The organism is Amycolatopsis ponsaeliensis, assembly GCF_030182635.1.
Taxonomy (GTDB): domain Bacteria; phylum Actinomycetota; class Actinomycetes; order Mycobacteriales; family Pseudonocardiaceae; genus Amycolatopsis; species Amycolatopsis ponsaeliensis.
In genome coordinates, this window is sequence record NZ_JAPZLD010000085.1 from 16,558 (window position 1) to 27,666 (window position 11,109).

The window sequence follows — 11,109 nt, forward strand, 5'->3', positions numbered from 1 at the left end:
CCCGCCCGGGTCTTCTCACCGCCGCCGTCGAACGCCCGGTCGTGTCCACATATTCAGCGGACCATCTGCATTCCGGCGAAGAAGACGACCAGCAGGACCCCGAACCCGAATCCGGCGAACAGCGCCCCACCGGTGGACGGACGGAGGCGGACTCCCGCGTAGGCCAGGCCCAGCATGAGCATCAGCCACGCGCCCACCAGCGCGAAACCCGTCATCATCCCGGACCCGAGCAGCGAAAAGACCTTGGCACCACCGGCGACGATCAGCGCGTAGCCGACGATCAGTCCCCAGTGGAGCGGGCGGATCCCGGTCGGTTTCGTGACCATCGTCCGCCAAGAATGGTTGTGGGACATGGGTTCCTCCCGGTTTCGGTTGCCCTCCGAGTGTCCCACCTCACGTCGCCGATGATCCTTACCTGACGCTTACGCCCACGAGCGGCGACGGCCTGGGTGGCCAATCCTCCGCGTTCCGGCCGTGTCAGAGCAGCGTCAGGGTGGTGTCAGGCGGGACGGCGAAACTCGGCGGCATGACAACGAACAGCACTTCCTCGACCTGGACCGGCCTGCTGCCGGTCGACGACACCGCACTCGCCGTCACCGACACCGGCGGCCCCGGCGTCCCGGTCGTCTACCTCAACGGCCAGTTCGCCACGCAGGGCTACTGGAAGCGGGTCATCGCCGAACTCGGCCCCGGCTTCCGGCACATCACCTACGACGAACGCGCTCGCGGCAAGTCGAAGCGTTCGGCCGACTACTCCTTCGAAGCCGCCGTCCGGGACGTCGACGCCGTGCTCGCGGCGCGGGGCGTGGACCGGCCGCTGCTGGTGGGCTGGTCCTACGGGGCGTTCGTCGGGGCGCACTGGGCCAGCCGGAACCCGGCCCGGGCGGTGGGTGCGGTCCTGGTCGACGGCGCGTTCCCGTACGACTGGCTCGACGAGGCCATGGAGCAGCGGATCCGCAAGCTGTTCAAGCGGATGGGCTGGTTCCTGCCGCTGCTGCGCCCCACCGGCCTCGCCCCGCGGATGACCGCCGCGCAGCAGGCCGAGAGCAACATCGAGGTCGGCGTGATCTCCCGCGAGCGCGAGCTGGGCCCGGTGCTGGACCGGATCACCGTCCCGACGCGGTACGTGGTCGCGTCGGGCACGTCGCTGGGCAGCCGGGGCGACGAGCAGGAACGGATCCGCACCAGCCTCGACGCGGTGACCGCCCGCAACCCGCGCATCGAGGTGAGCGCGAAGGTGGCGAGCAACCACGGCGCGATCCTGCGCAAGGACTTCCGGGCCGTCGCCGGCGCCGTCCACGAGGTCGCCGCCCTCGACCACGCGGATCGCTGAGCCGGGGGGTCAGGTCAGCTGCTGCGTGCCGATGACCGCGAGCAGCTGGAGCTGCTCGTGGGCGGGGGTGCCGGGTTCGGCGGTGAACAGCACCACGTGCTGGTCGCGCTCCGGCACCAGCAGGATGTCGCAGTCGAGGGTGATCGGGCCCAGCTGCGGGTGCGCGATCGTCTTGGCCAGCCGGCGGTGGTCGGAGACCTCCGGGTCGGGCCACAACGCCGCGAATTCGGGGCTGTTGTCCAGGAGTTCGCGGACCAGCTCCTTCGTGGCGTGGTCGTCGGGATACCGCGCGACCGCCGCGCGCAGGTGACCGGCGGCGAAGCGGGCGAACGCTCCGTCGGCGTCGGTGATGCCGTAGTGACGGCGCGCGGGGTCGGGGTCCAGGAAGTAGCGGCGGATCATGTTGCGCTCCCGGCGCGGCCGGGCCGAGAAGTCCTCCAGCAGCGCCGCGGCGAGCGGGTTCCAGGCCAGGACGTCGTACCTGGCGTCGAGCACGACGGCCGCGGTGTGCGGCAGGCGCTCGATCAGGTCGAGGACGCGGTCCGGGACGTCGGCCGACGGGCCCGGCGGCTCGGCCTGCTGGCCACCGAGGGTGTAGAGGTGGGCGCGCTCGGCGTCGTTGAGGCGCAGCGCCCGGCCGAGGGCGGCCAGCACGTGCCGCGACGGGTGCGGGCCACGGGCCTGCTCCAGCCGCGTGTAGTACTGCGTGGAGATGTGCGCCAGCTGCGCCACCTCCTCGCGGCGCAGGCCCGGCGTCCGGCGCGGCCCGGCGGCCGGCAGCCCGACCGTCTCCGGCGTCAGCTTCTCGCGGTGCGATCGCAGGTACCGGCCGAGCTCGTGCTTGTCCATGCTTCGAGTGTCACCCCGGCGCGGCGGGCCTGCCAGGTATCGCCAGGGCCTGCCTGCGGCCGCGACGCGGGCGCACGGTGGGGATCATGACCCACACCGGAATGCTGACCGACAAGATCGCGCTGGTCACCGGGGCCAGCCGCGGCATCGGGGCCGCGGCGGCCCGCCTGTTCGCCCGCGAGGGCGCGACCATCGTGCTCGCCGCCCGCACCGAAGCCGCGCTGAAGGACCTCGCCGACGAGATCCCCGGCTCGTCCTACGTCGTCACCGACCTGGGTGACACCGCGAGCATCGAGCGGGCCGTGGCGACGGTCCTCGACCGCCACGGACGGCTCGACGTCGCGTTCAACAACGCCGGCGTCGGAGTGCCCCCGCACCCGATCGCGGACTTCCCCGAGGACGACTTCGACCTCGTGCTGCGGGTGAACCTCAAGGGCGTCTTCTACGCGGTGTCCGCGGAGGTGAAAGCCATGACCGGCGGTGGGGCGATCGTCAACACGAGCAGCGTGGGCAGCCTGATCGGCAACCCGGCGCTCCCCGCCTACGGAGCCGCCAAGCGCGCGGTGAACAGCATCACCGAGTCCGCGGCCGTCACCTACGCCCCGGCGGGGATCCGGGTCAACGCGATCGCCCCGGGCCTGACGCTCACCGAGATGGTCGACGACTGGAACCGGCACGACCCCGGGGTGATCGACCGGATCGTCGCGAACACCCCGCTGGGCCGCGCCGCCGATCCCGCGGAGATCGCGGAGGCGGCGGCCTGGCTGCTGAGCGACCGCGCGTCCTTCGTGACGGGCGTCGTGCTGCCCGTCACCGGGGGCACCGCGGTCTGAGCCCCGCGCTACCGGTCGCTCTGCGGGTCTTCGCGCAGGATCCGCCAGCACAGGTAAACGCAACCGCCGGCCGCGGGCGCACCGCCCAGCACCGTGGCGGCGATACCGAGCGGCAGCACCAGCCCGGCCGAGTACAGCGGCACCAGCACGGCGGTGGCGATGGCGAACTTCGCCAGGAACACCGCCGTGCACAGGGAATAGCGCCGCCGCTGCCGGCGGTCGCGGCGCCAAGCGGAGCCTTCGCCGCGCACCGTGCCCAGCACCACCCCGATGAGCGGCCGGCGCACCAGCAGCGACACCAGGAACAGCACACCGCCGCCCGCCTGCAGCAGGACGGCGGAGAGGTAGAAGTCGACCGCGTGCCCGGTGCTCCCGGCCAGCAACGCCGACGCCCCGACCACGATCACCCCGATCGCCGGCTGCCAGACCTTGCCGCCGGTGCACAGCCGCACCACGGCCAGCACGGCCACACCACCGACCGCGACCAGCGCGGACGGCAGCACCTGCCCGGTCACCAGGTACGCGACGAGGAACAGCACCCGCGACGCGACGCCTTCGGCGACGGTGCGCCACCCGCCCACCGCGTCGAACATCGACAGTGACCTCTGCGTCAGCATGCCGAGGCTCATTTGCCCGCCTTCACAACGACAGCCGGGAAGCTGCCACGGCGCATCGTGTCCTCGTAGGCGCCGATCGCGTCGAGCAAGCCGACCCGGCCGCGGTACGCCCCGGCCAGTGCCTCGCCGAGGTGGTGCGCGTCCCGCATCGCCAGGTTGCCGCCGAACCCCGGGGCCAGGTGGACGGCGTCGCCGAGGACGGTCACCGGACTCGCGGGCCAGGCCGGGATCGGCGGGATCGTCCCGATGCGCAGCGCGACCGTGACCTCCGGCCACGCCTCGGCGACGACCAGCCGGAGGGCCGGAGGCAGGTCCGCGGCCAGTTCCCCGGCCCGGCGCCAGACCGAGGCCGAACCGAGCCGCTCCCGCGTGACGGGCAAGGCCCACATCACGTAGTCCTCGAGTTCGGCGACCGCACTGTGGCGCAGGGCAGGCAGCCACCGCTGCCGCGCGAGCACGGGCGGTTCGGTGAACCGCAGCACGCCCAACGCCAGCATCGTGCCCCGCACGTGCGCGGCGGCGGGGCTGTCGCCGATCAGGCCGGGCAGACCGGTTCCGAGCACGGCACGCAGCGGGGTCGCGCCCATGATCATCCGGCGTCCCGTGTCCACCACCCGCGCCTCGGGCAGGTACCGGCGGCGCACCGCCGACCCGATGCCGTCCGCACCGACCAGCACGTCGGCGGTGTCCGCCCGGCCGTCGGCGAACCACACTCCGACCGTGCCGTCGGCGCGCTGCTCGAACCGCGTGAACTCGGCGCCGAACCGGACCACGTCGTCCAGGCCCGTCAGCAGCACCTCTTTCAGCAGCGGCCGGTGGACCTGCCGGCCCGGCCGCGCCCGGCCCGCCGTGCCGTCGGCAGGCTGAGCGCCCGTGACGGCGAGTTCTCCGTCCACATCGGACAGTGTCAGGGTCCGCTCGCGCGGTCCCCCCGCGGTGGCCTCCACCATCGCGACGTGCGCCGGCGGCAGGCACGCCCGCAGCGCCGACGCGCCGCGCTCGTCGACGTGCAGGCTCACCCCCTGCGGACGCCCCGACGCGGCGTCCCGCTCGTACACCACGACGTCGATCCCCTCCCGGCGCAACCCGTGCGCGAGCGTCAACCCGCCCAAGCCGGCTCCGACCACGACCACCCGCATGCCCTCATCCCCATTCTTCATCACCTGATGAAGAACACCGTACGGCGAGTTCCGGGAAAACTCCACCAGGCGATGAAGAACGAGTGTTAGGCTTCGGCGGTCATGACAGAGCACGACAACAGCAGCCGCCCCGGACGCTGGCGGTCCGGCGCGGAGAGCAAGCAGCGGATCCTGCAGGTCGCCCGCGAGCTGTTCCACCAGCACGGCTACGGCAGCACGACCGTGCGCGCGATCGCCACCGCCGCGGGCGTCGACCCGGCGATGGTGTTCTACTTCTTCGGCACCAAACAAGGCCTGTTCGGCGCCGTGACCGACATGGCAAGCGACGTCCCGCAGGCCATCGAGGCACTCTTCGCCGGTGACCTCGCCACCCTCGGCGAGCGCCTCGTCCGGACGCTCGTGGAGAACCTCGACAAGTCCGACCACCTGCCGCTGGTGACGCTGACCAGGTCCGCTCCCGGCGACCCGCGGTCCGAGGCGCTCCTGCGCGAGTTCATCGACCGGGAGATCACCGGCAGGCTCGCGGCACTGCTCGGCACGCCGGACGCCCGGCTGCGGGCGGGCATGGTCGACGTCCAGATCCTGGGGCTCGCGGTGGCCCGGTACATCGCGCGCATCGAGCCGATCGCGTCCGCGTCCGTCGACGAGCTGGTCGCCACGTTCGGTCCCCTCGTGCAGCACTGCCTGACCGGGCGAACCACACAGTCGTAAGCGCGCGACGTAAGGAAGCCGACGTCAGCAGGCCATCCGGCGTTCGCATCGGCTCAAGCAGGCGGGCATAGCGTCCGGTCGCCGAAGCATTCTCCCGGAAACCGAATGAGGCAGATCATGCGCGAAAACCCGGCGGGCCCGAACCGACGGTCCTTCCTGCGCACCGCCGGGCTGGCCGGTGCCGGCGTGACGGCGCTGGGTGCACTCGGCGCCGCACCGGCCGAAGCCGACCCCGCGAGCAGCGCGAACGGCGCCGGCGGCAGGTGGCACCCGGACGGCGAGAGCCTCCAGTTCACCGTCGCGGTGATGCCGGACACCCAGTACCTCTACTGGGGCAGCCAGAACAGCATCAACCCGGAACCGCAGGAAGCGTCGCTGCGGTATGTGATCGAGAACAGCGGCAAGCCGGCCGGCAACATCGTCTTCCTGGCCCACCTCGGCGACCTGACGCAGGACGCCGACGTCACGTCGTTCCAGGCCGTGGACAAGACGTTCAAGCAGGCCGACGCGGCCGGCGTCGCCTACAGCGTGCTCGCGGGCAACCACGACGTGTCCGGGGACGACACGCGCGGGACCACGCCGTACCTGCAGACGATGGGCCCGCAGCGGTTCCGCCGGCAGAAGTCCTTCCTCGGCTCCGACGCGAGCGGCTACAACACCGCGCACGTCTTCCGCGCCGCCGGGCGCGAGTGGCTGCTGCTGGCCATGGACTGGCGCACGTCGGCCGCGGGCTTCGCGTGGGCCAACGACGTGATCGGGAAGAACGCGCACCTGCCGGTGATCCTGACCTGCCACGAGATCGTCGCGCCGACCTACGGCGACGAGGTCTACCCGTACGAGTCGGGCGACCCCGAGAACAACGCCGAGATCACCGAATACGGCCAAACGGTGTGGGACGCGCTGATCAAGGACAACGACCAGATCTTCCTCACGCTCAACGGCCACTACTGGCCCTCGGGCCGGATGACGAAGAAGAACGCCGCCGGCCACGACGTGCACCTGCACATCACGAACTACCAGAACCGGTACATGAGCGGCGGCGGCATGCTGCGCCTGTACCACTTCGACCTCGCGCGCGACACGATCGACGTCGAGACGGTCTCGCCGTGGATCCTCGAGAAGGACCCCGCGAAGCGCAACCGCCTGGAGGTGCTGGAGTCGCGGCTCACCACGTCCGTCGACCGCTTCTCGATGCCGTTCGACTTCGAACAGCGCTTCGCCGGCTTCATCCCCGTGCCGGTCCGCCCGGCGCGTCCGGCCGGCCAGGTGCTCGTGCCGGGCACGCTCGCGTACTGGCGCTTCGACAACGTCGGCGCGAACGGCAGCGCCGTCACCTCAGGCCAGAAGGTGCGCGACCTGTCGGGCCGCGGCAACGACCTCACGCTGCAGTCGGTCGCCGGCACCGCCCCCGACGCCCTGACCTGGACCGACGACCACCACCCCGACCAGCCGGGCCACGCCAGCCTCCGCTTCACCGGCGGCAAGAGCCCGCTGCACGGCGCGTACCTGACCACGGGCTCGGGCGCGCCGCTGAACACCGAGACGTTCAAGCGCGGCTACACGATCGAGACCTTCGTGAAGATCCCGCGCGACTGGGACGGCGGCACCAACGGCAACATGCCGGTCCTGGTCCGCCGCGGCGCGTCCGGCGACGCGGGCAAGCACGGCAAGAACACCGACCCGAAGGAGCCGGTGGCCCAGCTGATGACCACGAACAACGGTCGTGAGGTGCAGTTCAACTGCTACCCCCTCAGCCAGACCTACCCGACGACCAACTGGAGCCACGGCCTGGCCGAAGACCAGTGGTGGCACATCGCGGTCGTCAACGACGGGCACCACACCAAGGTCTACGTCGAAAGCTCCCCGGTGGCGGACAACCCCTCCACGGACTCGGTCGGCATCGCCTCCCTGGGTCTGACGTGGCTCCTCGGCGGCCACGAGTACGGCGGCGCGCTGGACAACGTGTTCCACGGCTGGATCGGCGACGTCCGGATCGTCGGCCGCGCGCTGCGGCCGGACGAGTTCCTGACCCACTGATCCCCGAGAACATCGGCCAGGCTCACGCCGGCGACGAAGCCCGCGCCCGCACCGCGTGGCGGCACGCGCTCCGGCTCTTCCGCGCTCAGCACCGCACCGAAGACGCACAACGCGTCCAAGAGCACCTGGACAAGCCGGGTCAGGTCAAGACAATTTGAGGCTGGGCTTGGTGATGTCCAGCCAGACGGCGACGTCGAGGATTCGCTCGAAGGTGAACCGGGCCGCGGGGTCCACGTCGGCGGGGTTGCGGGCAGCTGCTTCCGCCACCTTCGCCGGGTCGCACATGAACAACGCGTCGGTGTTCGCCTCGGTGAGGACGTCCCGGACCTGCTGCTGGAGCGCCGCCACGTACCGGAGGTCCTGGGTCGAGGGGTAGCCGCTCTTGCGGCGGGCCGCCACCGAGTCCGGGAGCAGGTCCCGGGCCGCCGCTCGGAGCAGGCTTTTCTCGTGGCCGTCGAACGTGTGCATCGACCAGGGGACGTTGTACAGGTACTGCACCAGGCGGTGGTCGCAGAACGGGACCCGCGTCTCCACGCCCGCGCGCATCGCCATCCGGTCCAGGCGGTCCTCCAGGGTGCGCATGAAGCGGGTCAGGCCCAGGTAGGCGATCTCGCGCTGCTTGCGGCGGCGGGTGTCCTCGCCGTCCAGGTGCGGGACTTCGGTGAGCGCGTCGTGGTAGCTGTCCTTGGTGAACCCCGGGAGGTCGATCAGGTCGAGGAACTCCTGCGTCATGTAGGACGACGTGTTCAGCTGGGGCCACGCGACGAACCAGGGGAAGTTGTCACCCGAGTAGACCGCTTCGGCGTGGTGCCAGAGGTGGCCCATGAAGATCTCGTCGCCGGCCTCGCCGCTCAACGCCACCGTGACGTGTTCCTTGAGTGCCTTGAACAGCAGGAAGATCGAGCTGTTCATGTCCCCCATGCCGTAGGGCGCGTCCCACGCCGCCACGACTTCCCGGCGCACCTCCGGGTCGGACAGGGCGCGGTGGTCCAGGACGAGCTGGTGGTGCTCGGTCCCGACGTGCGCCACGACGTCGGCGATGTAGGGGCCGTCGGCACTCCCCCGGATGCTGTCGGGCTTGAAGTTCTCGGTCTGGTCGGGGAAGTCCACCGAGAACGTGCGGACGGCTTCGCCGCGCGGGCGCAGGCTGCGGTCGGCCAGGCCGGTGAGCACGCTGGAGTCCAGGCCACCGGACAGCAGCACGCCCCGGGGCACGTCGGCCACCAGCTCGTGGGCGACGTTGTCCTCGATCATCGCGCGGACCGTCCGGATCGTGGATTCCCGGTCCTCGGTGTGCGGTTCGGCGGTCAGGCGCCAGTAGGTGTGCTCGCGCAGGCCGGACCGGTCCACCGTGATCACGGTGCCCGGGCGGACGATCTTCACGCCGGACCAGACGCCTTCGTCGGTGGTCGGGAACCCCAGCAGCAGCCGCCGGATGCCGTCGGTGCCGACCACCGGCTCCGCCAGCGAATGTGCCAGGATCGCCTTCGGCTCGGAGCCGAACAGGACGCCGTCCTCGGTCGGGAAGTAGTGCAACGGCTTGGTGCCCAGGCGGTCGCGGATGAGGACCAGGCTTTCGGTCCGGCCGTCCCACAGCCCGATCGCGCACATGCCGACCATCCGCTCGGCGACCGCCGCGCCCCACTCCAAGTACCCGCGCAGCACCACTTCGGTGTCGCTCGCGGTGCGGAACCGGTGCCCGCGCCGGCGTAGTTCGTCGCGCAGTTCGACGAAGTTGTACGTCTCACCGCTGTAGGTGAGCACGACCTCGCCGTCCGGGGTGTCGACCGACATCGGCTGGGTTCCGCCGGGCAGGTCGATGATGGAGAGCCGGCGGTGGCCGAAGGCGGCGTGCGTGCCGGTCCAGATCCCCCACTCGTCCGGGCCGCGCTGGCGCATGCTGTGCGTCATGGCCTCGATGGCGGGCCGTTCCCTGGTCAGATCACGGTCGAACGACACCCAGCCGGCAACCCCGCACATGTTTGCTCCCTCCGTTGCGGCGGATCGTATCCAGGCTCGCGGGCAGCGACAACGAACATAGGGGTTGGGCCTCCCGGTCGTGCGTGGTGAAGTGGGACAGGAGGTGAAACCGTTGACAGCAAGCGAGTATCGGTCGAGGTTCACCGAGTGGGACCGGCGGTCCTGGGTGCGCTCCAAGCCCCACCGGGACTCCCCGTTCACCGCGGGCCGGCACTTCTTCTCGGCGGATCTGTGCCCGCTGTCGGCGTGCCCGCCGGTGCTCGCGGCCCCGGCCGGCGTCCGCGCGGCGATCCTCGTCCACAGCCTCTACCTGCACCTGGAGTTCACGGTGCAGCTGGAAATGGGGCCGGTCAACGAGATCTGCGCGCTGCTGCGGTCGCCGGGCTTCCTGCCGTGGCTGCCCGCCGCCATGAAGGACGACGTGCTGCGGATCTACACCGACGAAGCCGGCCACGCGGAGATGTCCAACACGCTCAAGTCCGCGGTGATGGCCGAGACCGGGGTGGTCCCGATCGAGCACCGGCCGCGGTTCCTCACCGAGCTCGCCACGCTGTACTCGGCCGAGCTGCCCGCGTACCGGCCGCTGGTCAAGCTGTTCTTCGCGATCGTCTCGGAAACCCTGATCACCGGCACCCTGACCAAGCTGCCGAAGGATCCGTCCGTGCAGCCGGCGGTTCGCGAGCTCGCGCGGGACCACGCCGCGGACGAGGGCCGGCACCACGCGTTCTTCCGCCAGCTGTTCGAGCTGCTGTGGCCGAGGATGCCGCTGCCGTTGCGCCGCAAGATCGGCGGGCTGCTGCCCCGGGTGATCCACGCGTTCCTCTGGCCGGACGAACCCGCGCTGATCGGCGTACTGCGGAGCATGCCCGGCGAGTTCGACGACCCGGTGCGGATCGTGGCCGAGATGTCCACGTCGGAGCGGACCCGAGATGCGGTGCTGCGCAACGCGACGCCGACACTGCGCATGCTCCGGGACAACGGAGTGTTCGAGGATCCTTCGGTGTCGCGGGCTTTTCTCGACGCCGGCCTGCTCGGGCGGGCCGGATGATCCGGGACTACCTGCTGGCGTTGCTGTCGGTGCCGCTGGCGGCCGAGTCCGCGCCGGCCCGGTTCGCCACCGACGCACCGTGGGATGACATCCTGGCCCGGTGGCTGACCCGGGCGCGGGAGCTGGACGGGAGGCTGGACTTCGACCTGTCCCCGCACCCGGCGGGCTTGTCCCTGCGGACGCGGCACCCGCTGGCGGCTACGGTGACGTTGGCCCTGGTCACCGAGCCCGACGTCGTCCCGGAAGCCGACGGCGACCTGCTCGTCGTGCTGGCTTGCTGTCCACAGTGGACGATCGAGTGCGACGACGGCGTCCTGTTGGTGGAGCCGCGCTGGGCGGCGGGACTGCTGCTCGACGACGCCGCGCCCCTGTTCTGGGGCGTGTCCGCCGCCGAGCGGCAACCATCAGTCCTGGACGCTCGCTAGCGTCGCGCCAGCCCGGCCGCGGCGGGTGGTCTGCCGCGGCTGGGGGGGGGGGGGGGGGGGAGGGGTTGTGAATAGGACGGGGGAAACAACCCCCGCCCAACCACCCGCCCCCCCCACCCGCCCCGGCCCCCGCCGCG

11 protein-coding genes are annotated in these 11,109 nt (G+C 71.3%); 6 read left to right on the forward strand and 5 right to left on the reverse strand.

Annotated elements, in window-relative coordinates:
* Positions 1-53 precede the first annotated feature (53 nt).
* Complete coding sequence (locus QQ657_RS54250; RefSeq protein ID WP_284750329.1) at positions 54-353, reverse strand: hypothetical protein; 300 nt, start codon at positions 351-353, stop codon at positions 54-56.
* Positions 354-526: 173 nt separating this feature from the next.
* On the opposite strand from QQ657_RS54250, the gene QQ657_RS54255 reads away from it, so the two are divergent.
* On the forward strand, positions 527-1,333 hold the full coding sequence (locus QQ657_RS54255; RefSeq protein WP_284750330.1) for an alpha/beta fold hydrolase: 807 nt from the start codon (positions 527-529) through the stop codon (positions 1,331-1,333).
* Between the two features lie 9 nt (positions 1,334-1,342).
* Here QQ657_RS54255 and QQ657_RS54260 read toward each other — a convergent pair whose 3' ends face one another.
* Positions 1,343-2,182 (reverse strand): helix-turn-helix transcriptional regulator, encoded by an 840-nt coding sequence (locus tag QQ657_RS54260; RefSeq protein ID WP_284750331.1) that lies wholly within the window; start codon positions 2,180-2,182, stop codon positions 1,343-1,345.
* Positions 2,183-2,268: 86 nt separating this feature from the next.
* Here QQ657_RS54260 and QQ657_RS54265 point away from each other — a divergent pair, with 86 nt between their 5' ends.
* Complete coding sequence (locus tag QQ657_RS54265; protein WP_284750332.1) at positions 2,269-3,015, forward strand: SDR family NAD(P)-dependent oxidoreductase; 747 nt, start codon at positions 2,269-2,271, stop codon at positions 3,013-3,015.
* Positions 3,016-3,023: 8 nt separating this feature from the next.
* Here the strand turns inward: QQ657_RS54265 and QQ657_RS54270 are convergent, their stop codons facing one another.
* Together QQ657_RS54270 and QQ657_RS54275 are read right to left on the reverse strand one after the other, a co-directional pair.
* Positions 3,024-3,644, reverse strand: coding sequence for a DUF3159 domain-containing protein (locus QQ657_RS54270; RefSeq protein ID WP_284750333.1), 621 nt, complete (start codon positions 3,642-3,644; stop codon positions 3,024-3,026).
* Positions 3,641-4,792: an FAD-dependent oxidoreductase gene (locus QQ657_RS54275; RefSeq protein WP_284750334.1), complete on the reverse strand. Its 1,152-nt coding sequence runs from the start codon at positions 4,790-4,792 to the stop codon at positions 3,641-3,643. Before QQ657_RS54275 ends, QQ657_RS54270 begins: the two co-directional genes overlap by 4 nt.
* Positions 4,793-4,873: 81 nt before the next feature.
* On the opposite strand from QQ657_RS54275, the gene QQ657_RS54280 reads away from it, so the two are divergent.
* Positions 4,874-5,482, forward strand: a complete 609-nt coding sequence (locus QQ657_RS54280) for a TetR/AcrR family transcriptional regulator (RefSeq protein ID WP_284750335.1) — start codon at positions 4,874-4,876, stop codon at positions 5,480-5,482.
* A 117-nt stretch (positions 5,483-5,599) separates the two neighbouring features.
* The gene (locus QQ657_RS54285) at positions 5,600-7,519 is read left to right on the forward strand and encodes a LamG-like jellyroll fold domain-containing protein (RefSeq protein WP_284750336.1); all 1,920 of its coding nucleotides are present in this window, start codon (positions 5,600-5,602) and stop codon (positions 7,517-7,519) included.
* Positions 7,520-7,663: 144 nt separating this feature from the next.
* Here the strand turns inward: QQ657_RS54285 and asnB are convergent, their stop codons facing one another.
* Positions 7,664-9,499: an asparagine synthase (glutamine-hydrolyzing) gene (gene asnB / locus QQ657_RS54290; protein ID WP_284750337.1), complete on the reverse strand. Its 1,836-nt coding sequence runs from the start codon at positions 9,497-9,499 to the stop codon at positions 7,664-7,666.
* A 112-nt stretch (positions 9,500-9,611) separates the two neighbouring features.
* Here asnB and QQ657_RS54295 point away from each other — a divergent pair, with 112 nt between their 5' ends.
* Together QQ657_RS54295 and QQ657_RS54300 are read left to right on the forward strand one after the other, a co-directional pair.
* Entirely contained in the window at positions 9,612-10,547 is a 936-nt protein-coding gene (locus QQ657_RS54295; RefSeq protein ID WP_284750338.1) for a diiron oxygenase, read from the forward strand.
* Positions 10,544-10,972: a hypothetical protein gene (locus QQ657_RS54300; protein ID WP_284750339.1), complete on the forward strand. Its 429-nt coding sequence runs from the start codon at positions 10,544-10,546 to the stop codon at positions 10,970-10,972. The genes QQ657_RS54295 and QQ657_RS54300 overlap by 4 nt, the downstream gene beginning before the upstream one ends.
* Positions 10,973-11,109 lie beyond the last annotated feature (137 nt).